Genomic DNA, 24,945 nt, shown 5'->3' with positions numbered 1-24,945 from the left:
CCCGGTGTGGGGTTGGCCTGCCTGGTAGTTGATCATGGTGGATTTCCCCGTTCACGGGGTTGGAACCGGGTCAGTTCCGCAAGCTGGTGCGGATCGTGACGAGCCGTGGTGGTGAGGAGATCGCCGATGGCCGGCCTGGCCGGCAGTGGCGTCTTGACCTGGCCGATCGTGTGCTGCTGGTCGCGACGTCTGGCGGACGAAACTGACGATGCGCCAGATCGGGCCATTGTTCGGGCTGGTGCCGACGCGGGATCACCGGCTGGCGGCACCGTCGAAGAACTACCGGTACTCGGCGAACGTGCAGGTCGCGATCGACGCCGACACCCGGTTGGTGATCGCCACCGGCGACGCGCATCCGGGCAACGCAGCTCGCAACGGCAGCGATTTGCCGGCCTGGCAGGAAGACCTCAACGCCGGCCACCGCAAGATCCGTGCCCGCGTCGAACACGCGCAGGCGCGAATGAAGTGCTGGAAGATCCTGCGCGACTACCGCCGCGCCGTCAGCACACTCAACGACACAGTGTCCAACATCCTCCTGACCGACTGAACCCCAACACCAACCTCACCAACCACAACACCAGTTACGAGACATCCCTCAAGCCGGAGGTGACGGTGTTGTCTGTTCGATGATGCGCAACGCGTGCCCGGGCACGGTGACGTCAACCTCGCCGGCGAGCCCCGGGAGGTCGCGGTGCAGGACGAGTGCGGCCAGAGGTGGTGTGGTCGCGAGCAGAACTCGCGCGAGCGGGACGGTCGGCACGACTTCGACGACCTTGGTTCGCACCCGCAGCGAGGCGGACGCGTGCCGGTCCGGACCGCCGATGAGGACTTCCTCCGGGCGGTAGTACACGGTTCCCGGCATCGCCGCGGTGCCGAGGTGCGCGGGATCGAGCGGCAGGTCACCGACGTGCAGGCCGTCGGCGTCGCGGGTTGCGGGGCCGAGTTCCGTCCAGCCGAGCAGGCGGGCGGTGACCGCGTCGGTGGGCTGGTGGGTGAGCTGGTCGGCGGGGCCGGTCTGGCGCAGGGTGCCGGCGTCGAGGATGGCGAGGTCGTCGGCGAGGCGGAGCGCTTCGTCGCGGTCGTGCGTGACGTGGATGGCGGGCAGGGCCAGGTCCAGCAGCGTCGCGCGCAGAACCTCGCGCAACTCCTCTCGCACCGGCTGGTCCAGTGCCGAGAGGGGTTCGTCCAGCAGGAGTGCGGCCGGGCAGGCGGCGAGCGCGCGGGCCAGCGCGACTCGTTGGCGTTCGCCGCCACTGAGCGAACGTGGTGCCCGGCGGGCGAGCTGGGTGATGCCGAACCGGGCCAGCAATTCGTCGACGTCCGGGCTGCGCCGCCGCCCTCGCAACGCGGGTGCGAAGCCGACGTTGTCGCGCACCGACAGGTGCGGGAACAGCGCGGCATCTTGGAACACCACACCGATCCGGCGCTGGTCGGCGGGCAACCTCGTGATGTCCTGACCGTCGAGGCGCACAGTGCCACGCCGGGGAGTCCGGAAGCCGGCGATCGTGTCCAGCAACATGCTCTTCCCCGCGCCGGAAGGACCGAGCACGACCAGCACGCGACCCGCGGGCACGACGAGGTCCACGGGGCCGAGGCGGAAGGATCCCGCCGAGGTGAGCAGATCGGCGACGGTGAGCACGCGTCACCGCCGGGTGCGGGTGGTGTCACCGACGAGCCAGCCCGACGCGAGCGTGCGCAGCACCAGGAACGTGGCCAGGGCGACGAGCAGGAGCAGCACCGCGGCCGCCGCGGATTCGGCGAGACCGGAGGACAGGAACAGGTTGTAGATCGCGACCGGGGCGGTGGCCGGGTAGTAGGCGAGGATGACGACGGCACCGAACTCGCTGATCGAGCGGGCGTACACGAGCACCGCGCCGGTCAGCACCCCGCGCCAGGCCAGCGGGAGGGTGACCCGCCGGAACGTCTGGCCCGGCGAGGCGCCCAGGCTCCGGGCGGCCCGTTCCACGGTGGGGTCCAGGGCTTCGAACGCGACCCGGGCGCTGTTGACGGCGAACGGGGCGCTCACGAACAGCATCGCCACGATGATCCCCGCCTGCGTGCCGTAGAACGACAAGCCCGTGACCTGCAACGGGCTACCCAGCCAGCCCGTACGACCGAACACGAACAGCAAGGCGATCCCCGCGACGGTGTGCGGAATCGCCAGCGGCAGGTCCACGACCGCCTGCACCAACGCGTGTCCGCGGAACCGGCGCCGGGCGAGCAGGTAGGCCAGCGGAACACCCAGCACCGTCGCGACCACCGCGGTGATCGCGGCGTCCTGAACGCTCAGCAGCAGCGCGTCCCGGATCTCGTCGTTGGCGGCGGCGGCGCGCAGGCTGCCGGGCGAGGTGGCGGTGATCAGCCCGAGCACGGGCAGCAGGATGAACCCGAGCAGCAACCCGCTTGCCGTCCACAGCAGAGCGGGGAACAGCCCGCGCGGCACGCGGCCCGCGCTCCACCGCCGCCGTTCTTGGGAGACCGTGCCGTTCACTCAGCCCCCGGGCAGCTTGGCCGGCACCGTCTGCGGCTGCACCGACGCAGGCAGCTGCGCGCCCTTGGCGACGCCCGCGACCGCCGGGTTGACCACGGTGAACCCGTTGTCGATCATGATCTTCTGCCCCGCCGGGGAGAGCACGAACTCGACGAACCGCAGGCCCGCTGCCGCGTTGGGCGCGTTGGTCGGCACCGTCAGCGCGTAGACGATCGGCTTGCCGGTTCGCGGCCCGGAGGAGGTCGGGACGCTGACCGTCGCGTACGTCGCGGCCAGCGCCGGGTCGGACAAGTCGATCCGGCTCGGCAGGTCGAGGAATTTCAGGTGGTGCTGCAACGCGTCGGACCGGTAGATCCCCAGGTAGTCGATCTGGCCCGACGACACCGCGGGCAACAGCTGCGTTTCGGTGCCGACCATCGTCTCCGGCGGCGAGTTCGCCAGGATGCCGGCCGACAGGCCGGGCTGGTGGTAGAAGTTCTCCGCCAGCGCGAGCATCTGCAGCGTCTGATAGCCCGACGGGTCGGTGTCCGGATTGGACCGGCCGACCTTCACCCCCGGCTGCGCCAGGACCTGGAACCAGTTGTCCGCCGTCAGACCGGCCGCGCCCTTGCTCCGGTCGGTGTAGGCGAACGTGATGCGGTTCGACGCGAACCCGACGTACCAGTCGGCGAACTGCGTGCCGCCGTTCGTGCCGTACATCTTCGACGGGATCAGCGAGTAGTCCGCCACGCCCAGCACGTCGACCGGGTTGTGCAACTCGGTGATGCCCCGCACCACCTCGACGCTCCCGGCGAACCGCGACTGCACCGTCACGTCCGGGTTCTGCGCCTTGAACGCGGCGATCACCGCCGTGAACGGCTTGGCCAAGGTGCCCGCCCCGTTCACGATCAGCGTGCCGGTGACCGGAGCGGCGGAACCGCTCGCCGGAGCCGAGGGAGCCGGAGGCGACGACCCGCACGCAGCCACCACCACCGCAGCCGCGCCGATCGCCAGCGCCCTGAGCCCGAAGCCACGTCGCATCGCCCCTCCTCCTGCCACAGTGCAGATTCAGCAGGCTACCGACAGTGCAGCAAGGACAACAGCATCGAATCGACCACATGGAGCAATCAGGACGCAGGCAGCCACGCGGCGCGACAACACCAGGCCGGTATTCCTATACCGATCACGTGCTACGGTACTGGTATAGAAATACCGGAACCGAAGACGCGCGAGGTATTCGTGATCGAACTGAAGACGCCTGCGGAGATCGAACGCATGCACGTGGCTGGGCGCTTCGTCGCCGAGGTGCTCTCCGAGGTCGGCCGGCTCGCCGACGTGGGCGTCAACCTCCTGGATCTGGAGCACCACGTGCGCGGCATGATCAAACGGCGCGGGGCGGAATCGTGTTACTGGGACTACGCGCCGTCTTTCGGCGAAGGCCCGTTCCGCAACGTCATCTGCCTGTCGGTCAACGACGCCGTCCTGCACGGTCTGCCCCACGACTACGTGTTGCGCGACGGGGACGTGCTCACGGCGGACCTCGCGGTCGGCATCGACGGCTGGGTGGCCGATTCGGCGCGCACGGTCGTCGTGGGCACCGCCGCCGAGGAGGACCTGCGGATCGTCCGCGCCACCGAGGAAGCGCTGGAGGCGGGGATCGCGGCGGCCCGTCCGGGCCGGCGCCTGGGCGACATCTCGGCGGCGATCGAGGCCGTGGCCCGCGAGTACGGCTATCCGGTCAACACCGAGTTCGGCGGGCACGGTCTCGGCCACACGATGCACGAGGATCCCCACGTGCCCAACAAGGGCCAGGCGGGTCGCGGCATGAAACTCCGGCCGGGCCTGACCCTCGCGCTCGAACCCTGGTTCGCCCGCACGACCGACCGGATCGTCTACGACGCCGACGGCTGGACCATCCGCTCGGCCGACGGCTCACGCACGGCCCACTCCGAGCACACGATCGCCATCACCGACGACGCACCCCTGGTGCTCACCCGGCGCGAAGCGGACGAGCGTTAGCACCGCCGGAACAGCAGGAACCGTCCACGAAGGATCCGGCGGGAACCACGCCGGCGGTCCGCCGGCGTGGTTCCCGGGAAAACTCCACCACCGCACCGAACTGGCGGTGGCGGATCGCGACGTGCCCGATGAGCCCGCCGGCAGTGCGGGTCAGCACCGTGACACCGGCCATCTCCGTTCCCGTCGGACCGGCGGCCGCCCATTCCAGGTAGGTCCGCTCGCCGTCGGTGCTCTCGCGGATGAAGGCCAGCCGGCTGTAGTACTCCGGCGGCCGCCATGATGGCCGCCACCGCGCGACGGCCGTGAACGGGTGCCCGCAGGACGGAGGCCGCCAGGACCACGTCGTCGGCGAAAGCCGGGCCCGAGGCCCACGACACCGCCGGGCCCGTCATCCGGTCACCGCGATGGACCGGATGCCGAGGGAGACCACAACGGGTCCGGGCAGCGTCGAGCCGTCGGGGAGGCGGGGAACGACCCAGCGGCGGGTCGGGAAGACGAAACCGTCGAACGTGCGGTGGTCCGCCGTGTAGTGGGCGGTGGTGAAGCCGCCGAGGACGTCGCCGGCGTAGTCGTGGCGGCGCAGAAGGAAATCAGGGCCGTAGTAAAAGGTCTGGTCGGTGTTGTGGGTGGCGAGGTCCGCCGGGAACCGGACGGCGAGGCGCCGCCAGGTCTCGCCGTCCTGGTGCCAGGGCCCGATTTCCGTGGCCTGCACGCCTTCGCGAGCAAGCAGGAACGGCGTGGTCACGTAGTTCCAGAACGCCTACCCCGAGAAGTACAGCTTGTGCAGCCGGTCCCACGGCGTTTCGGGGGTGAACCCGGCGAACGACGCCCGCGGATCGTCTCGACCGCCGACGACGGCGCCGTCGGCGGCGAGGATCTCCACCCGCTCCGGCGTGAACCGCCCCCGCCGGCCCGGCTCGCCGAACGGTTCCCACGACACGCGCTGCTCGCGGGTGTCCACAGTGGCCACCGTCGCGGCCAGCACGCCGTCACTGGGCCAGGAACTCCCGCCCACCGACACGTCGGCACACAGCTGCCGCACCTGCCGCCAGCGGTCGGCACCACCGTGCGCTGCCAGGACGAGGTCGAGCAATTCGGACATCGGGTCCCTCCCAGGACTCACTGACTTTGCTTCTCCAAGCTACGCTGTCTGACTTGGGTCAGCAAAGTCAGAGAGTCCACCGCGCTGAAACCTCCTCACTCCACCGCGACCGGGGTGCCCGGCCGGCGGCCAGCCGCGCTTCGACGCGGGTCGCGTCGCGAGCCGGGCGGATGAACGCGATGGTGAGCAGCCCCGCGACGATCAGCAGTGCGCTCAGCAGGAGCCACGCCGTGCGGAGGCCGTCGAGCGGGCCCCGGGCGGTCGCGAGGCGGCCGGCGAGGGCCGGGAGGACTTCGGTGCGCTCGACCTGTTCGGTCACGGCGTGCTCGTTTCCCACCGGGCACCGAGGAATTCGGCGCGTCCCGGTCGTGGTGGATGCGGTGGCCGTTGCAGGCGAGCGGCGAATAGCGGAACAACAGCACCGGGCCGACCACGGTCCGGCGGTCCTCGATGCCCGGCAGCACGACCTCGGTGGATTCGGGCGCGCCGGGCCCCGCCGCGGTGGCCGCACAGTAGACGAGGTCCTGTTCCTCGTCGAGGACCACCCGGCCCCGCCGGCTGATCTCGTGGGCGACGGTGCCGAACGTCAGCGGTCCGGTGCTGCCCTGGAGACCACGGTGACGCCGGTCAAGGGCAGGTTCATTCAGGACACTTTTCGCGTAACGGGGTTCGTTTCCGTCCACTGTGGCCAGTCGGCGGCCCCTCGGTGCAGGAACGAGCGGAAGTCGCGGCGCAAGCGGGCGGAGACCTCGTCGATCCCCTCGTCGCCGTCGAAGAGCCGGACCGGCGCGGGGCTGCGGTGGGTGCCGAACAGCACCGGCACGTCGAGCGTGTGGGTCGCGCCGAGCCAGCCGGCCCACAGCGTCGACGGACGGCCGTAGCGCGTGCGCCACACCGGACCGGCCGCCGCGGCGGCCCACCGGTCGGCGGGTTCGTCGAACAGCGCGGTGGTCACCGCCGCGGTCACTGCCTGACGCGTCGCCACAGCCGGGGCGTCTCCGAGGAGCAAGGCCTTCGCCAGCGCGGTCGCTTCGGCCGCGGTGAATTCCCGCGGGGCACGTTCGTCGACCAGGAAGAACGTGCCCTCGTCGGCGGTCGTGGCGAGCAGGGTCGGCAGCGCGCTGGGTGAGGGCAGGCCGTCCGCCAGCTCCCCCGCGGCGACCGGACCGAAGCGGGGTGAAGTGATCAGCGCGTCGCCGCGCACGTCGGCCAGCCCGGGCACCGGCACGCCCAGCTCCGCGGCCAGGCGCTCCACGGCTTCGGCGGCCTCGTCGGGTCCGGTGAGCCGGGGCAGTCCGCTGTGCAGCGCCAGTGCGGACATCCGCTCCCGCGCGCCCGGCAGCACGGACTGGATCGCCGCGCTCATCGCGCCCGCCGAGTCGCCGGCCAGCGTGACGCGGCCGGGGTCTCCGCCGAACGCGGCGATGTTGCGGCCCACCTACTCCAGCGCCGCCCGCTGGTCGAGCAGGCCGGGGTTCGCGTGGTCACCCGTCAGCTCGGGGTGCCAGGCGAAGCCGAACGCGCCGAGCCGGTAGTTGACCGTCACGACGACGGCTTCCGCGTCTTTCGCCAGCGTCGCGCCGCGCAGCGCGGGCACGTCGCCCGAGCCGTTGGTGAACCCGCCGCCGTGCAGCCACACGAGCACCGGCAGCGCGGCCGGGCGGGCGCCCTCGGGTGCCCACACGTTGAGCACCAGGCAGTCGCGTCCCGGCGGCGCCGACGGTCCGAGGACCAGGCGCGCCCGGAGGCTCCCCGGCTGCGGTGCCGCCGGGCCGAACCGCACGGCCGGCCGGACGCCCCGCCACCGCGGCGGCGGCTCCGGCGGGCGGAACCGCGCCGGCGGCGCGGCGTACGGCACGCCGAGGAACGCGACGACGCCGTCCGCGGTCGCACCTGCCAGCTCGCCCGACTCGACGGGCACCCGCCGGGCCGTCATGCGACGGGCAGGCCGAGCCGGCGAGCCGCCTTGTCCGCGGCCGCGCGGGCGGCCGGCGCGACGTGCTCGGTCATCGTCCGCGCGGTCGCGATGGCGTCGTCGACGCCGAGGTCCCCGAAGATGATCTTCAGCTCGAGGTAGTTCACGCCGGAGGCCTCCACCTGCGCCACGATCTCGTCGCGCACGGAGTCGGCGGTGCCGACGATGCCGTTACCCTTCTCCAGCACGCGCCGTGTGCCGAACACCCCGTCGAGCCGGTGGTCGTCGTGCTCGTGCCACAGGTGCAGCAGGCGCTGTTCGTGCAGCTCGTTGGCGCGGCCGAAGACGTCGTCGGCCTCGGCCTGGCTGCCCGCCACGACGACCGGGCCGGAGATGCCGAAGCGCGGCGGCCCGGCGATCGGGTTGAGGCGGTCGTCGTCGCTCTGGTGCTTGTCCCACGCGGCCCAGAACTTCGTCCCGACCTCCACGACCGCGCCACCTTCCCAGCGGGTGACGAAGTTGATGCCGTTCGCGGCGGCCCACTCGGCGGTGATCGCGCTGCCCGAGGCGTACCACAGCTGCGGGTACGGGGTCTGGACCGGTGCCACCGGCAGCGCCGCGTCGTAGTCACGCAGCAAGGTGCCCTGGTGGATCATCCGGCCGGTCTTGAGCGCGTTCGTGACCGCGGTGAGCGTCTCCTGGTAGAGCTCGCGCGCCTGGTCGCCGCGCACGCCGAGGATGCCGAGTTCCAGCGGGCTGATGCCCGGCCCGACGCCGAAGTTCAGGCGGCCGTGGGTGAGCTGGTCCAGCGTGGCGATCTCCTCCGCCAGCCGGAACGGTTCGTAGGCCGGCAGCACGTTCACGAGCGTGCCGAGCCGCATCGTGTCCGTCAGCCGGCTCAGCGCCGCGACGAACAGGTTGGGCGACGGGCACACCGACAGCGGCGTGCCGTGGTGCTCGGTCACGTGGTAGTGCGCGAAGCCCAGCCGTTCGACCTCCTGCGCGAACCTCAGCCGGCCGTCGAGCAGCTCGCCCACGCCCCCGTGGGCGAGGTCGAACGAATCGAAGATCCCGAATTCCAGAGCCATGCGACGACCTTTCCGCTTCTTCGCGTGCCGGTGGGTGTCCGATCACTGTGGCGCCTGGAGGCGGGTGCAGTCGACCGGACCTTTCCGCCGCGCGGAAGCCCGGCGTGGCTTCCGACGCCGGCTTCAGCGCCCCGGACGTGGAAGTCGCCGGCAGGTGTGCGCTCTGGCGGCGAAGAACGACGTCAAGACACCCCTCGCGATCCACGGGGCGCGACTACGGGGTCAGGGACGAGAAGTCCCGCGTCAGTCGGTCTCGGCGATCGACCGGGAGATCGACGACGCGTACTGGCGCAGAGTCGGGACCAGGCGCGGGAGGTTGACGTCGGTCGCGGGGGCCAGCACGGTCAGGGCCATGGGCGTGCGGTCGATGCCCGTCGCCACCGGCACGGACAACGACGACTGCCCCGCGGCGCTCTCCGAGCGCGACACGGCGAACCCGGCCTGCCGCGCGGCCTCCAGCTGCGCCAGCACGAGCCGCGGCACCACCTGCGTGTACGGCGTGCGTCGCTCGAGGCGCGTGCGGAGGGCTTCAGCCAGCGCCGACTTGTCCACAGTGGACATCAGCAGCTTGCCCGCGCTGGTGGCGAACAGCGGGATCTCGTCGCCCGCGTGCGCGAGGTCGATGCTGTCGAGCTTGCCGCGGATCGTGTCGATGCAGATCAGCCGGTCGCCGATCATCGTGCTGATCGCGACCGCGGCGCCGGTGCGCGCGGCGAGGTCGTTGGCGAACGGCAGCGCGGCCCGGCGCAGGTCGCGCTCCCAGGACGACGACACGCCCAAGCGCCAGATCTTGTCACCCAGCCTCTTCCTCCGCGTCGGTGAACGCGGTGAGCTCGCGCCCCTTGAACAGCCGGCCGCCGGGGTCGCCGGCGGCGAAGAACGACGCCGGACCGTGGCACAGCGAAGCCACGACCTTGGCCTCAGCAGGTCGGGCTGGCGCAGAACGCGCCGTGGCTGCTGGAGAAGCGGCTGCGAGCGGTCGGCGCCGAGTACTGTCGGGCCCGGCTTGGAATTCGTACGTCGTCGTCGACGGCAACCTCGTCACGGGCCAGAACCCGGCGTCGGGCCGGGCGGCGGCCGAGGCGTTCCTGAAGGAGCTCGCGCACCGCGCTCGGTGATGAGCCGGCAGAACGGCCACGCGGCCGTTCTGCCGCTACCGCCCGGGCTCGCTGCGCGCGAGCACGGCCCGGGCGCGAACCAGGACCGGGCGGTCGATCAACTGTCCTTCATGGACAGTCACCGGGCCGGCCGCGCCCCGCCGCCGGCCCGGCGCGCGCCCACTCGGCCTCGTCCGCCGCCGGGCGCAAGCGCCGGTCGGCCGGCTCGACCAGTCGCGGGTGGAGACACAGCTTGCCGGTGAACCCCAGCCGCACGGCGTGGTCAAGGTCCGCGACCGGCGCGGCTTCGTCGGCCAGCGCGATCGTCACGCCCTCGACCGGGCCGGCGCAGCCGGCCGCGGCCGGCACGACGGCCGAGCGCGCGTGCCGGAGCGCCTCGTGCGAGCGGTGGTCGACGCCGAGCTGCGCGGCGAGGTCGACGCTGCCGAACACCGGCCGGACGACCGCCGGGTGCGCGCACAACGCCCTCGCGCCGGCGATTGCCGCCGCGGTCTCCAGGACTGGCAGCACCGGCACGTCGTGCGGCAACGCCGCCGCGCCTTCCGCTTTCGGCACGATGACGGCCACCGCGTGCCGCCGGGTCGCGCGCAGATCCTCGTCTCACCAACGCGTTCCGGGCGAGTTGACCCGCACCACCGCCCGGTTGCAATCGCTCAGCCACGTCCGGGCGTGCTCGCGCGCTGCAACCTTCTGCTCCAGACCGACCGCGTCCTCCAGGTCCACGACCACGACGTCCGCCCCGGCCTTCGCGAAGCGGTCCGGTCGGTGTCCCGGGACGAACAGGAAGGTCCGGGCGTGCCGGAGCTCGTCGTGCGCCATCGGCTCAGCGTTCGACGACGCGGTCGATGACCCGGCGGAACTTGCTGCCGTGGAACAGGAGCGGCTCGACCGTGGCCTGGCCGTGGACGTCGTCCACGCGCAGGAACGCGACCTCGTGGTCACCGGCCGTGGTGAGGCCGGCGATCGAGCACGTGAGCGCGAGCGCGCTGCCGCCGATGTGCACGGCGCCCTCGGCGGTGGCGGTCCAGTCGGCGCCGGCGAAGCGGTCGCCGGGCCCGGCGAGCACGCGACAGTAGTCGGCGTGCTCTTCGGCCAGGACGCTGACGCCGAGGCGCGGGACCTCGCGCAGCCGGGCCCACGTCCGCGACCGCGCCCCGAACGCGACGCTCACCAGCGGCGGGTCGAGGGACACGGACGTGAACGAGCTCGCGGCCAGACCGGCGGGTTCGCCGTCGACGAGCGCGCACACCGCCGTCACGCCGGAGGGGAACGCGGAGAACGCTCGGCGGAGCTCTTGGTGGATCGGCGCCTGAGTCATGATCAACCACCTCGGGGATCGCGGTCGTGGTGCTCGATAGCTTCCGACGCCGGCCCGCGTTCTGTCGACGAAGTGCTTCCACACCGCGGAAACGACGCGTTGCCACGACCACCGGCCATGGCCCGCGCTCCCCTCACGACCAGTTCTCCCCGGGAGGTCCGTCATGCCCGCACCACCGCCGATCCGCCTCGGCGTGGCCCTCCCCCACGCGGCCGCGGGCGACCGGCGGGCGCTGGTCGCCGGCTACGAGTACCTCACCCTCGCCGACCACGTCCTCGGCGCCGACACCACCCACCGCCCCGGCTGGACGGGCCACTACCCCGCGGCCGACCCGCTCCGCGAGGTGTTCGTCCACCTGGGACACGTCTCGGCACTGACCACTTGGGAACTCGTGCCCAGCGTGGTGGTCCTGCCCCAGCGCCAGACCGCAGTGGTGGCCAAGCAAACCGCCGAACTCGCTTCCTGAGCCGCGGAGGCGTGCGCCTGGGTGTCGGCGCCGGCTGGCACGCCGTGGAGTTCGAGGCCTTCGGCGCCCGCTTCGACGCGCGCGGCTCGAGGAGCAGATCGCGGTCCTGCGGCTGCTGTGGTCCCGCCCGGTCGCCTCGTTCACGGGCCGCTACCCCGCGGCCGCGACGAGGTCGGCATCCGCCCGCTGCCGCCCGCCCCGACCCCGGTGTGGCTCGGCGGCGGCCTCGGCCAGACCGAGGAAACCCGCGCCCGCGTGCGCCACCGCATCGTCTCCCTGGGCGACGGCTGGATCACCGCACCCCCGCTGCTCCCCGGACACCTCGCCCCCGCCACGGCCGCCCTGCGCCACCACGCCGACCCCGAATCCCGCGACCCCGCGACGATCGGCGTCCAAGCGATCCTCACCCTCACCCCCGCCGACGACGACACGACCCTGCGCCGCAAGGCAGCCCGGATCCGCGCCGCCGGCGCCACCCACCTGACGGTCGACTGCCGCACCACCAGCGGCGGCTCCCGCGCCGAACACATCGAGATCACTTCAGCGGCGACGGAACTGATCGCCAAGGAACTGCAGGTCGCCGGGCCGGTGGCGGAGAGTCGGCGATGCGGACGGGTCGACTCGATCTTCCGGTCGATTCCTCTCTCCGGAACCGGGCGGGCCGGCCCGGGCCTTTCCGCGCGGCCGGCGTTAGCTTCGCACCCGCCCGCTCTCACGGTTCAAGGAGGAAACGTGGCGAATCCCGGAGCGCATTTCGTGCTGGTGCACGGAGCCTGGCACGGAGCTTGGTGCTGGGAGAAGATCGTCCCGCTGCTCGAGGCGTCGGGACACGCGGTGGAGGCGGTGGACCTACCCGGCCGCGACGGCAACTCGACGGCCGCGGTGACGCTCGACGATTGCGTCGCGGTGGTGCGGGAGCGCGTCGAGGCCGCCGACCGGCCCGTGGTGCTGGTCGGGCACAGCATGGGCGGGCTCACGGTCACCCAGGTGGCCGAGCTGGTGCCCGAACGGATCGCGCGGCTGGTGTACGTCTGCGCGTTCGTGCCGGGAAACGGGCAGACGCTTCGTGACCTGGCGGCACTGGAGGAGTTCCGGCCCTCGCTGGCCGCGCGGTACCAGAGCCTGGATGTCGAAGCGGGCGTTTACACGATGCCGGTCGAGCACGCGCAGGACGTGCTGTTCGGGTCGTGCACAGCCGACGACGCCGCCGCTGCGGCCGGCCGGCTGGGCCAGGAAAGCTTGGCCATCGGCGCTCAGCCGATCTCGGTGACGCCGAGCGGGTTCGGCTCGGTCCGGCGCGCCTACGTCGCAGCGCTGCAGGACGCCGCGATTCCCCTGGCGGCTCAGCGGGCGATGCACCGCAGCGGTGGGTGCGACGAGGTCGTGGCACTCGACTCGGACCACTCACCGTTCCTGTCGTGCCCGCGGGAACTCGCCGAGGCGCTCCACCGGCTGGCTGATCCCGTGAGCGAAGCCCGCGCCTGAGCCGGCCCGCCTCCCTCCCGGTTCTCCCTGGCGGAATCAGCCGGCCGAGGCGGGCGTCGGCGCTTCGCCGGCCCCTAACGTGAAACCAGGTTTGGTTTCCCCATCGCTGAGGAGAAGTTCCAGTGGTCGCAGTTCCGGAACCGCGGTTCGCGGTCAACTCGTATTCGACCCCGCACAACACGATCTTCGACGACATCGAGCAGGTCGCCCGCGTCGGCGGCGCCGCGGTCGGGGTGTGGGAGGGCAAATTCGCCGACGGGGACGACGAGCGCATCCTCGCGGCCCTGGACGAGCACGGCCTGGGCACCTCGTTCGCCGTGCCGGCGATGCACTCGATCCTGTCGATCCCGTTCGAGCGCCCGGGTTTGCCGACCGATGTGTCTCGGCGCGCGGACCTGATCTGCGCGTCCGTCGAGCGGCTCGCGCCGTTCCGGCCACAGGTCATCGCCGTCGCACCGGGCACGTCGGGCAAGGCCGACGAGCCGATCGGACCGGTCGAGGACATCGTGCGGATGCTGCCGCGCATCGCCGACGCGGCCGCCGCGCACGGACTTCAGATCGGGCTCGAACTGCTCGCCAAGCGGCGCGGCTCGGCGCTGGCCGACCTGCCCCAGGCCGTGGCGGTGGTCGACGAGGTGAACCGCCCGAACGTCGGCATCCTGCTCGACGTCTTCCACAGCTGGTGCGAACCCGACCTGCAGAACCGCCTGCGGAAGTACGGTTCGCGGATCAACAGCGTCCAGGTGTGCGACGCGAAGGTCGACGAGCGTGGCGGGTTCGACCGCGAGTACCCCGGCCGCGGCCGCGCGGCGGCGCCGGCGATGATCGCGACACTCATCGAGCAGGGCTACACCGGCTACTGGGAGCTGGAGGTGTTCTCCGACGACGGCACCTACGGCAACGATTACCCCGACTCCTACTGGAAGCTCCCGCACGAGCAGTTCCTGCGCGAGGCCAAGAAGGCGTTCGACGAATCGTGGGCCGAGGCGCTGAAGATCCTCGAGCAGCGCCACGGTGCGCCGGCGTGACCACCGCGGAGCAGCTCTGCCCGGTCGTGCACGGGAAGACCTTCGACCCGTTGGACGCCGAGCAGTCGGCGAACCCGTTCCCGTGGCTGCACGCCGCGCAGGAACAGCGTCCGGTCTTCTACCTGCCCGGGCACGACATGTGGTGCGTCACCCGCTACGACGACGTCGTGGCGGTTCTGCGGGATGCCGCGACGTACTCCTCGCGCAAGGTGATCCGGCTCGCCCAGCTCGGCCCCGAACTGGCGGACGCCTTCCCCGACGGGCCGCCGGACGAGGTGCTGGTGTCGCTGGACCCGCCGGCGCACACGCGGTTGCGGACGCTGGCGCAGAAGGCGTTCACCCCCAAGCTGATCAACGCGCGCGAGGACGAGATCCGAGCCCTGTGCCACGCGCTGATCGACGAAGTGGCCGGCGCCGGTCGCTGTGATCTCGTGGCCGATTTCGCCGACCGGCTCCCGGTGCAGGTCATCACGCGGCTGGTCGGAGCGCCGCTGGAGAAGGCGCCGGCGTTCCACCAGTGGGGCGTGGACCGCGTCCTGCTCCAGCGGGGTGCGCCGCACCTCGACGACGCGGAACGCGCCGCACTCGGCGCCCGTGTCGTCGAGATGAGCTCGTGGTTGCGCGAGTTCGTCGAAGAACGCCGTGCTCGTCCCCGCGACGACCTCGCTTCCGCGTTGGTGCACGCGACGTCCGACAACGGCCACCCGGCGCTGAGCACCGCGGAGACGGTCACGATGATCGGCACCGTCCTCAGCGCCGGTTCGACCACCACGGCGCACTTCATCCCGCTCATGGTCCGCGACCTGGTGCGGCACCCCGAGCAATGGCAGCAGGTCCTGGCGGACCGTTCGCTGGTCAAGCGAACGGTCGAGGAGACGCTGCGGCACGTCACGTCCGTGCACGGTGTCACCCGCACCACGACGAAACCCGTGCGGCTCGGCGGGATCGACCTGCCGGCGGGAGCCGACCTCTACGTCCACTACGCGGCCGCGCAACGGGACCCACGTGTGTTCGAGCAGCCGGACGAGCTCGACATCCACCGGGCAGGCGTCAACCGCCACTTCGCCTTCGGCCGCGGCATCCACACCTGCCTCGGCGCGCCCCTGGCCCGGTTGGAGGCGAAGGTCGCGCTCGAAACGCTCATCGAGCGGCTCCCGGGCCTGCGGCTGGCCGCCGACCGGCCACCGGAGCGGTGGCTGCCGAACCTGCTGACGCCCGGCCTGGAGCGGCTCGACCTCGAATGGGAGCACTGACCGTACACAGTGGACGGAGGGGAGCCGGATGAGCACCACGCACTGGCACCTGCACCGCGAAGGCGCGGTCACTTCGATCCGGTTCGCCCGGCCACCTGCGCACGACCTGCGCTTCGCCGACCTGCGCGCACTGCGGACCGTACTGGCCGAAGTGGGCGCGGACGAAACGGTGTCGGTCGTGATTCTGGGGTGTGCCGAGGAAGGCCGGTTCCTCGGCCACGCCGAGCCAGCCGAGATCGCGGCCGTACGCAGCGGGGAACTGCCCGCCGAGGTCATGACCGAGTGGCTCACGACGCTCCTCGCGATCGAGGACCTGCCGCAGCCCGTCATCGCGGCCATCGAGGGCCCGGCCCGGGGCGGCGGCCACGAGCTCGCGCTGGCCTGCACCTTCCGGCTGGCCGGGCCCGGTGCCGTGTTCCAGCAACACGAGATCGACCGCGCGGCGATGCCCGGGGCGGGCGCCACCCAGCGCCTGCCCCGGCTCATCGGCCCCGGCCGCGCCGCCCGCATGATCATGACCGGGCGCCCCGTCGACGCCGGCGAAGCCGCCCGGATCGGCCTCGCCGACGAGGTGCTCACCGGCCCGGACCTCCGCGGCCAGGTCCTGGCCCGGGCCGCCACGCTCGCCCGCAAACCTCGCCGGAGCCTGGTCGCGATCAAACAAGCGCTCCTCGCCGCCGGACGGCTGCCGCTCCAAGAAGGACTGCAGCGTGAACAGGAACTGTTCCTCGACGTCCTCGGCGTCCGCCCGGATCGGCCTCGCCGATGAGCCTCGACGGCCAGGCTTTCGCGGCCAGGTCCCGGCCTGGGCCGGCGACCACGCCCGTAAACCTCGCCGAAGCCTCGTCGCGATCAAACAAGCGCTCCCAGCCGCCGAAGGCCTTCCACTCCAGGAAGGACTGCAGCACGAGCAGCAGCTGTTCCTCGACGTCCTCGGCGTCCGCCCGGATCGGCCTCGCCGATGAGCCTCGACGGCCAGACCTCCGCGGCCAGCTCATGGCCCGGGCCGGCAGCCACGCCCGCAAACCTCGCCGAAGCCTCGTCGCGATCAAACAAGCGCTCCCAGCCGCCGAAGGCCTTCCACTCCAGGAAGGACTGCAGCACGAACAGCAATTCTTTCTCGACGTCCTCACCGTCCGCCCGGATAAGGAAGCCATGACAGACGAAGCCGGCCGCATCGGCCTCGCCGACGGGGTGGTCACCGGCCCGGACCTCCGCGGCCCGATTCCGGCCTGGGCCTGCGGCCTCGCGCGTAAACCTCGCCAGAGCCTCGTCTCGGTCGAACAAGCGGTCGGCGCCGGACGCCTCCCGCTGCGAGAAGGACTGCGGCGGGAAGTATTCCTCGGCGTCCGCGCGGAAGGGGTCCCATGGCCGACCCGATGAGCGCTGCCGTCATCGATCACCACGGTGGCCTCGCCGCGCTCCGGATCACGCGGGTGCCCCGGCCGGTGGCCGGGCCCGGAGAACGGCTCGTCCGCGTCTCGCGCAGCGCGGTCAACTACGCGGACGAGCGCTGGTGCGCCACCGGCGTCAACCACTTCACCGGCCGGATCGATCCCCTGCCGTTCATCCCGGGCGGCGAGGTCGCCGGCGTCGACGACGAATCCGGCGCGCGCGTGGTCGCGCTGTGCCGCAACGGTGGCTACGCGCACTACGCCACCGCGCCGGTCGAGCTCGTCCACGCGGTGCCCGACGACATCTCCCTCGACGTCGCGCTGGCGGCGTTCGTGCCCGGGCTGACCGCGTGGTTCCTGCTCGACCTCCTACCAGCAGAAGCGCGTGACGAGCCGCTGCTGGTCGTCGGCGCCTCGGGCGCGGTCGGCACGGTCCTGCTCCGGCTGGTGCGTGCGCGCGGGTACCGGACCGTCGTCGCGACGGCGTCCTCCCCCGCCGCTCGCGACCGCATCGAACCCGAGGTGTCCGCCGTCGTCGACCCGGCCCCCGAAGGGTTCACGGATCGCTTGCTCGCCGCCGCCGGCGGCCCGATCGGCACGGTCCTGGACTCCGCGGGCGGTCCCGTGCTCGAAGCCGCGCTCGCCGCGCTCGCACCGCGCGGACGGCTGGTGACCTACGGCACCGCGTCCGGGGTCCCCGCGACCGTCGACCCGAGGTCGCTGATCGTGGGCTCCCGGACCGTGACCGGGTTCTGGCTCATGGACCACGTCGCCGACCGCGAGCGCTCCGAACGCGCGCTCGCCGAGCTGTTCGGCCTGCTGCGCAGCGGCGCTCTCGCGGTCGCCGAACCGCGCTTGCACCCGCTCGCTCTGGCGCCCACGGCGCTGTCGGGCCACGCGCCGGGCGGACGGGTGCTGCTCGTCCCCTGACGCGGCGAACACCCGACCCGGCGAACAGCTGCCGGCTCGGAGTTCCCGAGCCGGCAGCCGCTGTCACCGCCGCGTCAGCGCAGGCCGGTGCCTCCGTTGACCGGCAGCACCTGGCCGTTGATCCACTCGCCGTCTTCGGACAGCAGGAAGGTGACCGCGGCGGCGATGTCCTCGGGCTTGCCGAAGCGCGGCGAGCGCAGCATCTCGAAGACCGTCTTGCGATACTCCTCGGAGTTCATCGCCTTGTTGTTGTCGGTCATGACCATGCCGGGCGCGACGACGTTGCAGCGGATGTTCTCCTTGCCCCACCGGGTGGCGATGTGCTTGCTCAACGCCACGACACCGGACTTCGACGAACCGTAGGCGACCCGGGAGCGGTCACCGTGCAGCACGAGACCGGAGATCGTGTTGACGATCGCGCCGCCACCGCGGGCGAGCATGGCGGGGACGGCGTGGCGCGCGGTCAGGAAGTAGCCGGTGAGGTTGACCTCGAGACTGCGGCGCCACACGTCCAGGGGAACACCGACCAGGTCGGTGTCGCGGCCGAGGGTGTTCCGGGAGAGGTCGGCGGCGACGTTGAACAGGCCGTCGACGCCGCCGAACGAGTCGAGGGCGGCCGCGATCAGCGCGGCGCACGAGTCGTCGTCGGCGATGTCGAAGGTGTGAGCTGCGGCCTGGCCACCGCTTTCGCGGATGCTGCCCGCGACCTGTGCCGCGCCGGCGGCGTTGACGTCACCGACCAGCACCGTCGCACCTTCCTCCGCCAGCCGGTGCGCGGTGGCGGCGCCGATCCCGGACGCCCCGCCGGCCACGATCACGACTTTGTCGGCAAGTCCTCGCACGGACTCCGCTCCTTTCGTCGAACCACCTCCGGCAGCGTGCCCGTGGTGGTGTTTTCGGCTACCTCTCGGCGGCGATGCCCTGTGCCACCGGAGTTTCCGGGCGGGTGCCGCCTGCCGCTCCGGCGTCGCGCAGGTCCACGCCCCGCGACTCCCGTCCGAAGAGGACGATCACCGCGGCGACCACCGCGACGGCGATCGTGAAGGCGCACACGAGCCCGATGTTGCGGCCACCGCCGCCGGCGGCGAGCAAGCTGCCCGCGATCAGCGGCACGAACCCGGCGCCGAGGCCGGCGGCCTGGTAGGCGACCGACACCGCGGTGTAGCGGGACTCGGTCGGGAACATCTCGGCCAGCACCGCGGCCAGCGCGGCCGACATCGCGACCGAGATCAGCGTGAAGGCGAGGAACATCGCGATGAACAGCAGGACGGCCGAGCCGGAGTTGATCATCCAGAACAACGGGAACACCGCCACGGCCAACCCGATCGCGCCGCCGAGGTACACCGGACGCCGTCCCACCCGGTCGGACAGCCGGCCGTACACCGGTGTCATGACGATCGCGCCCACCCACGCCACGCCGAGCGCCCACAGCACCGTGGCGCGGCTGAAGCCGATGCCGACGGCGTAGGACACGGCGAAACTCCCGAACAGCGAGGAGATCGAGATCGGCGGCACCGCGGTGATCGCGCCCCGCACCAGCGGCCAGGGCCGCCGGGCGATGTGGCGCAACGGGCGCCTCCGCTGGCGCTGTTCGGCAGCCAGCTCTTCGAACAGCGGGCTCTCGGCCACGTGCAGCCGAACGTAGAGCCCGACGCCGAGGAGGGCGAAGCTGATCAGGAACGGGATCCGCCAGCCCCACGAGAACAGCTGCTCCTGCGGCAGCAGCGCCACCAGCGCCATCGCGATCGTCGACAGCAACCCGCCCGCGGGCAGCCCGGCCTGACCGAGCGCGGTGATCCAGCCCCGGCGCTCCGGTGGCGCGTGTTCGGCGGCCAGCAGGGCCGCGCCACCCCACTCCCCGCCGACGGCGAACCCTTGCACCAGCCGCAGGACGACGAGCAGGATCGGTGCCGCGGCACCGATGTGGGCGTAGGTCGGCAGCAGGCCGATGAGCCCGCTGGCCAGTCCCATCGTGATCATCGTGGCCAGCAAGACGGTCTTGCGCCCGACCCGGTCGCCGACGTACCCGAGCACGATCCCACCCAGCGGCCGCGCCACGTAACCGGTGGCCAGCGTCGCGAACGACACGATCGTCCCGAGCGCGGGAGCGAGGTCGCTGAAGAACAACCGGCCGAAGATCAGCGCGGCCGCGGAGGAGAACAGGATGAAGTCGTAGAACTCGATCGCGTTGCCGATGAACGACGACACCGCCACCCGGCGGACCTCCTCGGGCGGCGACACGGTGCGGGCTCTTGCGGCGGGGAGATCGTTTCGGTCCTGAGTGGACATGAGGACGCCTCACTTCTCGTCTTTGAGCTGGCGCACCCGCCCCGGACGGAGTGTCCGCCGGGGATCGGGTCAGCTGGAAACGTAAGGCGCCGCGGCACCGGGCTCGCCGAACGGGCGGCCGGATTCCGCCGTCCGGAACCGGATCACGCTCACCGGAGGACAGCGCGGGTTCCCGAGGACGGAACGCGGCCGCACACCGTGGACGCCCCCGCGCGCCGCGCCCTACCGTCGGACGACCCGGCTCACCGCGACGCCAAGGAGTTGACCCCGTGGCAGCACTTCCCGCCTCCGTGTTCCCCGCCGAGTACTCCGCAGTGGCCCCGGCCGCGTCCGGACTGGGCCTGTACAAGCTCGGGTACGTGACGACCGACCTGGACAAGGCGATCGAGACGTTCACGGCACAGCTCGGCTTCGACGGGTTCACGCGCTTCTCCCCGTCGATGGACGTCACCGCCGAAGGGCAGCAGGGGCCGGCCAAACTGGACTGCGCCTTCAGCACCGGCCGGGAGCTGGTGGTGGAGCTGATGTAGCCGCTCGAAGGTCTGGTCGGCGTCTTCCGCGAACCCCTGCCGCAGGACGGGTTCGCGATCGCGTTCCACCACATCGGTGTGCTGGTCGACGACTTGGCCGCGGTGAAGGCGCAGCTGCCGGTGCCGCCGGCGTGGGAGTCGTGGCTTCCCGATCGCATGGGGGTCACCTACAGCCGGTTGCCCGGCGCGGGCCACTACGTCGAGCACGTGGAGTACCGCAACGACGGAGGAGCGTTCCTCGCGTCGGTGCGGCAACCACGCGCCTGAGGCCTCAGAACGGAACCGGGATCGAGCCGCTCATCCCGCCGTCCACGGTCAGGACCTGACCGTTCACGTACGACGAGGACTCGGCGAGCAGGAACGCGACCACGCTCGCGATCTCCGCCGGAACGCCCGCGAACCCGCGCGGAATCCCGGCGCCGACCTGACGCCACTGCTGTTCGCTCAGCATCGCGTCCAGGCGCGGAGTCCGGGTGAAGCCGGGCGCGACGACGTTCGCGCGGACACCGCGCGGGCCCAGCTCGCGGCCGGCCGACTCCACGAGCCGGTGCAGCGCCGCTTTCGCCGCGCCGTACACGGTTTCCCCGCCCGCGTGGGTGTGTCCCGAGATCGAGCCGACGAAGACCATGCTGCCGCCACCGGTCGCAGCGAAGGAGCGGCCGAAGACCTGCAGGGCCAGGAACGCGTGCCGCACCACGAGGTCGAACTGGCGGTCCCAGCGTTCGTCGTCGGCGTCGAAGAGCGGCCCGAGCAGGGCGACGCCCACGATGTCGACGAGACCCGTCACCGGGCCGAGCCGGCTCGCCTCCCGCAGCACCCGTTCCACTTCGGCCCGCCGGGTCACGTCGGCTTCCACGGCGGTGCCGCCGACCTCGGCCGCGACCTTCGCCGCCAGCTCGCCCTCGCGGTCGACGCAGGCGACCCGGGCGCCGAGCTGCGCGAGCGCGTGGGCGCTCTGGCGGCCCATGCCGGCGCCCGCCCCCAGCACGGCCACCACCCGCCCGTCGAGGCGCGCCTTCGCCGCGTAGTCGGGCACGGCCTCGACGTCGGGGTCCGGCCCGGTCACCGGGCGACCACCGGCAGCGGCCGGACCGTCCGCAGCGCGGCGGTCGCGGCGGGTTCCATCAGTTCCGGCAGCCACTCGGCCGAGTGGTCGACCTCGATCGTCACCTCGCCCACGCCCGGCAGCCGGCGCAGCGCGATGGTCAGCTGCTCGCTCATCAGCCCGACCTGCATGCAGAACGGACTGGTCAGCTGCAGGACGACGGTGACGTCGGCCCCGTCTAAGGTCACCTTCGCCACCAGGCCCATGGCCACGACGTCCACGGGCACGCCCGTGGCGATCGCACAGGGATCGGCGACCGTGCGCAGGGCCGCCCGCACCTCGTTCTCAGTGATCATCACTGCTCCAGATCTCGCAGGAAATCGACGGTGAGCTCGGTGAACTCGTCCGCGCGTTCGATGTTGAGCAGGTGCCCCGCGTCGTCGAACACGACGACCCGGGACCCGGGGATGCGCTCCAGTGCCCGGTGGTAGCCAGGCTCGCGAAGGCGGTCCTTCGCCCCCGCCAGTGCCAGCGTCGGCACCTTCACCCGTTCGTACGGCGTCGGGTCGGACTGGCCGAAGTCGCTGCGCGGCGGGATGTTCGGGGCCTTGAGCCGGGCCGCCGCGGCGGCTTCCCAGGCGCCGGGAACCAGGCTCGAGGCGACGCGGCGGGCCACGTACTCGTCGTCGGCGGCCCATTTCTCGTCGGCCAGGCACGCGCGCAGGATCCGGCGCATGCCCTCGGTGGTGCCGTCGTAGGCCAGCAACGCGCGCCGGTCCTCGTTGTCGGGCACGAATCCGCCGCCGGACACCAGCACCATCGCCGCGATCGGCAACCGTGGCTCCTCCCGCGCGGCCTCCTGCACAAGGCGGGTCGCGCCCATCGAGGCACCGGCGAAGTACGCCTCGTCGATCGCCAGCGTCCGGAGGAACGCGGCGAGGTGCCGGACCATCCGGTCCGATTTGGACACGAAGTCGTGGATCTTGTCCGTCTCACCGAAGCCGAGCCAGTCGGGGGCCACGACGCGGAAGTGCTCGGCCAGCGCGCCGATGTTGTGCTCCCAGCACAGCTCGGCCGACGCGCCGAACTCGCCGGAGTGCAGCAGCACCAGCACCCGCGGGCCGTCACCGGCTTCGAGGTAGTGCGTGCGGATGCCGCCGACGTCGACGAACCGGTCGGACCACGGACGGGCCGGGTCAGTACGCGACATCGCCGACCGCCGTCGTCGAGTACGGCGCGGGCGGCTCGGTGCCGTCCGGGCGCCGCAGCGCGAACTCGTCGCCCTTGACGGCGGCCAGGCGCGCCGCGAGGTCGATGCCGTGCAACCGCGCGTAGTTCTCGGCCAGGATCTTGCGCTTGTTCTCCTCCGTCATCTCCGCGAGCCCGAACCGCTCGGTCCATTCCGCGGAGAACGCGAGGTCACGGACGAAGTGCTCCAGGTGCGGGCGCGGGTGCGACACCATGCAGCCGGTGCCCCAGAAGATCTGGCTCAGCGCCCGATCACCCCCATGAGCGAGCAGCGTGGCCAGGGCTCGTTCGAAGGCGCCGGGGCGGTTGGTCAGCATGGTGGCCGTGGTTTCCAGGTTCACCCACACGTTGCGGAAGCGGGCCAGCTGCCACGCGGTTTCCTCCAGGAACGCCATCCCGCCGTGCACCACCTCGAAGTTCAGGTCGGGGAACGCCATCGCGGCGCGGTCGATGTCGTCGACCCGGTAGTGCTTCAGCTCGACCGGGCCGAGCGGGATCGCCTTGTGCACGGCGACGGTCTTGATCCCCAGCCGCCGGGCGCGTTCGAACAGCGGGAACGCGACCTCCGGATCGTCCATGAGCCAGCCGCTGACCTCGGAGCCGAGCCAGCTGTTCGGGTACAGCTTGAGCCCGACGGGGTCGTGGAACTGCTCCACCTGCCGTTCCAGGTCTTCGACGGCTTTCGCGCCCTCCAACGGATCGACGCCGACGTAGAAAAGGAACCGGTCGGGCCAGCGCTCCTGCGCTTCCAGACCCTTCTCCACCGAGCAGATCCCGTCGTGGAACGCGCGGATCGGCACCACGTGGTAGACGGCGAGGTCGGCGTAGCTCTCCACGAAGGACATGTTCGCGACTTCTTCGACGCGCCAGTCGCGTTCGTAGCCCTCCTTGGGCAGCCGGTACCCCTCGGGCGCGACCGCGCGGTTGCCGCCCGACACGAGGTCCGTGATCGGCCGCGCGTGCGGCGTGCGGAAGTTCTCCTCGGTGAGGTTGTAGGGGTGCACGACCGCGTCGATCACGGGAATGCCGTCGATCATCTGGCCCTCCATTGTTGCGCTGGTGCACCGACACTACGACCGCGGAACGCGGCGGCACACGCAGCGATCCGGCAGGTTCCGGCCTCAGGAATTCCTTTTCCCGGCGGCACCCGTCGCCGTCCGGCGCACCTAGCGTGACCCGGGCATCCGCCGAAGCCCCCGGGGAGAACTCATGCACGAGGACGACATCGCCGTGGTCGTCAAGGAACGCCAGCAGGTGACCGAAAACGTGGTCCGGCTCGTGCTGGGCCGAGCCGACGGCGCCGCACTGCCGTCGTGGACGCCGGGCGCGCACATCGACCTCGTCCTCGACGACGGCACGATCCGCCAGTACAGCCTGTGCGGATCGACCGGGAGCCCGGACTGGACGGTCATGGTCCTGCGCGAAGCCCACGGCCGCGGTGGTTCGCGCCGCATCCACGACGACGTGAAAGACGGGACCGTGCTCGGCGCCCGCGGTCCGCGCAACCACTTCCCGCTCACGCCGGCCCCGCGCTACCGGTTTCTGGCCGGTGGTATCGGGATCACCCCGATCCTGCCGATGCTCGCCGAAGCCGAGGACCGCGGCGCGCAGTGGAGCCTGACCTACTGCGGACGCTCGCACGCGAGCCTCGCGCTCGCCGACGAGCTGGTCACCCGCTACGGGCCACGCGTCCGGGTGCACCGCGACGACACCGACGGCCTGCCCGACGTCGACACCCTGTTCGCCGACCCGGCGCCGGGCGAAATCGCCTACGTGTGCGGGCCCGCCGGCCTGCTCGACGCGGTCCTCGCGCGGACCGGCCACTGGGCGACCGGCACCGTCCACTTCGAACGCTTCACTCCGGCGGAAGCGGCGTTCGCCGAAGGGACCGAGTTCGAGGTCGAGCTCGCCGGCGACGGCGCCGTGCTCACCGTCCCGGCCGATCGTTCGCTCCTCGACGTGCTGACCGAACACGGCTACCAGGTGCTGTCCTCGTGCACCGAAGGCACCTGCGGAAGCTGCGAAACGCCCGTGCTCTCCGGTGCCGTCGACCACCGCGACGCGGTGCTCAGCGCCGAGGAACGCGAAGCCGGCGACGTGATGATGGTCTGCGTGTCCCGCGCAGCCTGCCCGCGCCTGGTGCTGGATCTCTGAAAGGACTTCCCAATGGGGATTGTCAAGTCACGCTGCTGCTGGGATCGGGGGTGAGGCGTGGTAGTTGGCGTTGTCGCGGAGCATGGCCCACAG

27 protein-coding genes and 3 pseudogenes are annotated in these 24,945 nt (G+C 71.8%); 13 read left to right on the top strand and 17 right to left on the bottom strand.

All coding sequences use genetic code 11. The features are described 5' to 3' along the window. Positions 1-41 precede the first annotated feature (41 nt). Positions 42-547 (top strand): annotated as a pseudogene (locus ACIA77_RS39990) (hypothetical protein). A 48-nt stretch (positions 548-595) separates the two neighbouring features. Here ACIA77_RS39990 and ACIA77_RS39985 read toward each other — a convergent pair. The 3 genes from ACIA77_RS39985 to ACIA77_RS39975 are packed head-to-tail and all read right to left on the bottom strand — an operon-like array spanning position 596 to position 3,511. After that, complete coding sequence (locus ACIA77_RS39985; protein WP_395891347.1) at positions 596-1,639, bottom strand: ABC transporter ATP-binding protein; 1,044 nt, start codon at positions 1,637-1,639, stop codon at positions 596-598. 3 nt (positions 1,640-1,642) lie between these two features. Continuing rightward, positions 1,643-2,443 carry an ABC transporter permease gene (locus tag ACIA77_RS39980; protein ID WP_395891346.1) on the bottom strand — a complete coding sequence of 267 codons (801 nt, stop codon included), beginning with the start codon at positions 2,441-2,443 and terminating at the stop codon, positions 1,643-1,645. 48 nt (positions 2,444-2,491) lie between these two features. After that, complete coding sequence (locus ACIA77_RS39975) at positions 2,492-3,511, bottom strand: extracellular solute-binding protein (RefSeq protein WP_395891345.1); 1,020 nt, start codon at positions 3,509-3,511, stop codon at positions 2,492-2,494. 198 nt (positions 3,512-3,709) lie between these two features. Between ACIA77_RS39975 and map the strand changes: the two genes are divergently transcribed. Further along, positions 3,710-4,489 carry a type I methionyl aminopeptidase gene (map, locus tag ACIA77_RS39970; RefSeq protein WP_395891344.1) on the top strand — a complete coding sequence of 260 codons (780 nt, stop codon included), beginning with the start codon at positions 3,710-3,712 and terminating at the stop codon, positions 4,487-4,489. A 388-nt stretch (positions 4,490-4,877) separates the two neighbouring features. On the opposite strand, the gene ACIA77_RS39965 is transcribed toward map, so the two are convergent. The 6 genes and pseudogenes from ACIA77_RS39965 to ACIA77_RS39940 form a co-directional block, all read right to left on the bottom strand. Then, a complete protein-coding gene (locus ACIA77_RS39965; protein ID WP_395891343.1) occupies positions 4,878-5,234 on the bottom strand; it encodes a hypothetical protein in 357 nt (118 codons plus the stop codon). Positions 5,235-5,249: 15 nt separating this feature from the next. Then, a complete protein-coding gene (locus ACIA77_RS39960) occupies positions 5,250-5,591 on the bottom strand; it encodes a hypothetical protein (protein ID WP_395891342.1) in 342 nt (113 codons plus the stop codon). Positions 5,592-5,658: 67 nt separating this feature from the next. Further along, on the bottom strand, positions 5,659-5,910 hold the full coding sequence (locus ACIA77_RS39955; RefSeq protein WP_395891341.1) for a hypothetical protein: 252 nt from the start codon (positions 5,908-5,910) through the stop codon (positions 5,659-5,661). A 324-nt stretch (positions 5,911-6,234) separates the two neighbouring features. Beyond that, a pseudogene (locus ACIA77_RS39950) lies at positions 6,235-7,527 on the bottom strand (carboxylesterase family protein). Next, on the bottom strand, positions 7,524-8,594 hold the full coding sequence (locus ACIA77_RS39945) for an LLM class flavin-dependent oxidoreductase (protein ID WP_395891340.1): 1,071 nt from the start codon (positions 8,592-8,594) through the stop codon (positions 7,524-7,526). The pseudogene ACIA77_RS39950 and the gene ACIA77_RS39945 overlap by 4 nt, the downstream one beginning before the upstream one ends. 243 nt (positions 8,595-8,837) lie before the next feature. After that, positions 8,838-9,368 carry an IclR family transcriptional regulator gene (locus ACIA77_RS39940; RefSeq protein ID WP_395891416.1) on the bottom strand — a complete coding sequence of 177 codons (531 nt, stop codon included), beginning with the start codon at positions 9,366-9,368 and terminating at the stop codon, positions 8,838-8,840. Between the two features lie 176 nt (positions 9,369-9,544). Here ACIA77_RS39940 and ACIA77_RS39935 point away from each other — a divergent pair, with 176 nt between their 5' ends. Further along, on the top strand, positions 9,545-9,712 hold the full coding sequence (locus ACIA77_RS39935) for a hypothetical protein (RefSeq protein ID WP_395891339.1): 168 nt from the start codon (positions 9,545-9,547) through the stop codon (positions 9,710-9,712). A 108-nt stretch (positions 9,713-9,820) separates the two neighbouring features. Here the strand turns inward: ACIA77_RS39935 and ACIA77_RS39930 are convergent. Both ACIA77_RS39930 and ACIA77_RS39925 read right to left on the bottom strand, forming a co-directional pair. Then, a pseudogene (locus tag ACIA77_RS39930) lies at positions 9,821-10,531 on the bottom strand (HpcH/HpaI aldolase/citrate lyase family protein). Positions 10,532-10,535: 4 nt separating this feature from the next. Next, positions 10,536-11,030 (bottom strand): flavin reductase family protein, encoded by a 495-nt coding sequence (locus tag ACIA77_RS39925; protein ID WP_395891338.1) that lies wholly within the window; start codon positions 11,028-11,030, stop codon positions 10,536-10,538. Positions 11,031-11,193: 163 nt separating this feature from the next. Between ACIA77_RS39925 and ACIA77_RS39920 the strand changes: the two genes are divergently transcribed. The 7 genes from ACIA77_RS39920 to ACIA77_RS39890 all read left to right on the top strand — a co-directional run bounded on the left by ACIA77_RS39920 (position 11,194) and on the right by ACIA77_RS39890 (position 17,586). After that, positions 11,194-11,496 (top strand): hypothetical protein, encoded by a 303-nt coding sequence (locus ACIA77_RS39920; RefSeq protein WP_395891337.1) that lies wholly within the window; start codon positions 11,194-11,196, stop codon positions 11,494-11,496. A 117-nt stretch (positions 11,497-11,613) separates the two neighbouring features. Continuing rightward, a complete protein-coding gene (locus ACIA77_RS39915; protein ID WP_395891336.1) occupies positions 11,614-12,981 on the top strand; it encodes an alpha/beta fold hydrolase in 1,368 nt (455 codons plus the stop codon). Positions 12,982-13,103: 122 nt separating this feature from the next. After that, positions 13,104-14,009 (top strand): sugar phosphate isomerase/epimerase family protein, encoded by a 906-nt coding sequence (locus tag ACIA77_RS39910; protein WP_395891335.1) that lies wholly within the window; start codon positions 13,104-13,106, stop codon positions 14,007-14,009. Further along, a complete protein-coding gene (locus ACIA77_RS39905; protein ID WP_395891334.1) occupies positions 14,006-15,262 on the top strand; it encodes a cytochrome P450 in 1,257 nt (418 codons plus the stop codon). The genes ACIA77_RS39910 and ACIA77_RS39905 overlap by 4 nt, the downstream gene beginning before the upstream one ends. Positions 15,263-15,290: 28 nt before the next feature. Beyond that, positions 15,291-16,031 carry an enoyl-CoA hydratase/isomerase family protein gene (locus ACIA77_RS39900; protein WP_395891333.1) on the top strand — a complete coding sequence of 247 codons (741 nt, stop codon included), beginning with the start codon at positions 15,291-15,293 and terminating at the stop codon, positions 16,029-16,031. Then, the gene (locus ACIA77_RS39895; RefSeq protein WP_395891332.1) at positions 16,028-16,645 is read left to right on the top strand and encodes a hypothetical protein; all 618 of its coding nucleotides are present in this window, start codon (positions 16,028-16,030) and stop codon (positions 16,643-16,645) included. Before ACIA77_RS39900 ends, ACIA77_RS39895 begins: the two co-directional genes overlap by 4 nt. Next, positions 16,630-17,586 (top strand): zinc-binding alcohol dehydrogenase family protein, encoded by a 957-nt coding sequence (locus ACIA77_RS39890; RefSeq protein ID WP_395891331.1) that lies wholly within the window; start codon positions 16,630-16,632, stop codon positions 17,584-17,586. Before ACIA77_RS39895 ends, ACIA77_RS39890 begins: the two co-directional genes overlap by 16 nt. Before the next feature lie 74 nt (positions 17,587-17,660). Here the strand turns inward: ACIA77_RS39890 and ACIA77_RS39885 are convergent, their stop codons facing one another. Next, positions 17,661-18,428: an SDR family NAD(P)-dependent oxidoreductase gene (locus ACIA77_RS39885; protein ID WP_395891330.1), complete on the bottom strand. Its 768-nt coding sequence runs from the start codon at positions 18,426-18,428 to the stop codon at positions 17,661-17,663. Between the two features lie 58 nt (positions 18,429-18,486). Continuing rightward, entirely contained in the window at positions 18,487-19,827 is a 1,341-nt protein-coding gene (locus ACIA77_RS39880; protein WP_395891329.1) for an MFS transporter, read from the bottom strand. 317 nt (positions 19,828-20,144) lie between these two features. Here ACIA77_RS39880 and ACIA77_RS39875 point away from each other — a divergent pair, with 317 nt between their 5' ends. Both ACIA77_RS39875 and ACIA77_RS39870 read left to right on the top strand, forming a co-directional pair. Next, complete coding sequence (locus ACIA77_RS39875) at positions 20,145-20,405, top strand: hypothetical protein (RefSeq protein ID WP_395891328.1); 261 nt, start codon at positions 20,145-20,147, stop codon at positions 20,403-20,405. A 78-nt stretch (positions 20,406-20,483) separates the two neighbouring features. Next, on the top strand, positions 20,484-20,672 hold the full coding sequence (locus ACIA77_RS39870) for a hypothetical protein (protein ID WP_395891327.1): 189 nt from the start codon (positions 20,484-20,486) through the stop codon (positions 20,670-20,672). Positions 20,673-20,676: 4 nt separating this feature from the next. Here ACIA77_RS39870 and ACIA77_RS39865 read toward each other — a convergent pair whose 3' ends face one another. The 4 genes from ACIA77_RS39865 to ACIA77_RS39850 are packed head-to-tail and all read right to left on the bottom strand — an operon-like array spanning position 20,677 to position 23,735. Then, complete coding sequence (locus ACIA77_RS39865) at positions 20,677-21,471, bottom strand: SDR family NAD(P)-dependent oxidoreductase (RefSeq protein WP_395891326.1); 795 nt, start codon at positions 21,469-21,471, stop codon at positions 20,677-20,679. After that, on the bottom strand, positions 21,468-21,806 hold the full coding sequence (locus tag ACIA77_RS39860; protein ID WP_395891325.1) for a metal-sulfur cluster assembly factor: 339 nt from the start codon (positions 21,804-21,806) through the stop codon (positions 21,468-21,470). The genes ACIA77_RS39865 and ACIA77_RS39860 overlap by 4 nt, the downstream gene beginning before the upstream one ends. Next, positions 21,806-22,660, bottom strand: a complete 855-nt coding sequence (locus tag ACIA77_RS39855; protein ID WP_395891324.1) for an alpha/beta fold hydrolase — start codon at positions 22,658-22,660, stop codon at positions 21,806-21,808. Before ACIA77_RS39855 ends, ACIA77_RS39860 begins: the two co-directional genes overlap by 1 nt. Continuing rightward, on the bottom strand, positions 22,647-23,735 hold the full coding sequence (locus tag ACIA77_RS39850; RefSeq protein WP_395891323.1) for an amidohydrolase family protein: 1,089 nt from the start codon (positions 23,733-23,735) through the stop codon (positions 22,647-22,649). The genes ACIA77_RS39855 and ACIA77_RS39850 overlap by 14 nt, the downstream gene beginning before the upstream one ends. Before the next feature lie 172 nt (positions 23,736-23,907). Between ACIA77_RS39850 and ACIA77_RS39845 the strand changes: the two genes are divergently transcribed. Then, complete coding sequence (locus ACIA77_RS39845) at positions 23,908-24,852, top strand: PDR/VanB family oxidoreductase (RefSeq protein ID WP_395891322.1); 945 nt, start codon at positions 23,908-23,910, stop codon at positions 24,850-24,852. Positions 24,853-24,945 lie beyond the last annotated feature (93 nt).

The sequence above is a fragment of the Amycolatopsis sp. NPDC051903 genome, assembly GCF_044452505.1.
Taxonomy (GTDB): Bacteria; Actinomycetota; Actinomycetes; order Mycobacteriales; family Pseudonocardiaceae; genus Amycolatopsis.
The sequence above is the reverse complement of the archived record's forward strand: the minus strand, read 5'-3'. Positions and strand labels throughout refer to the sequence as shown.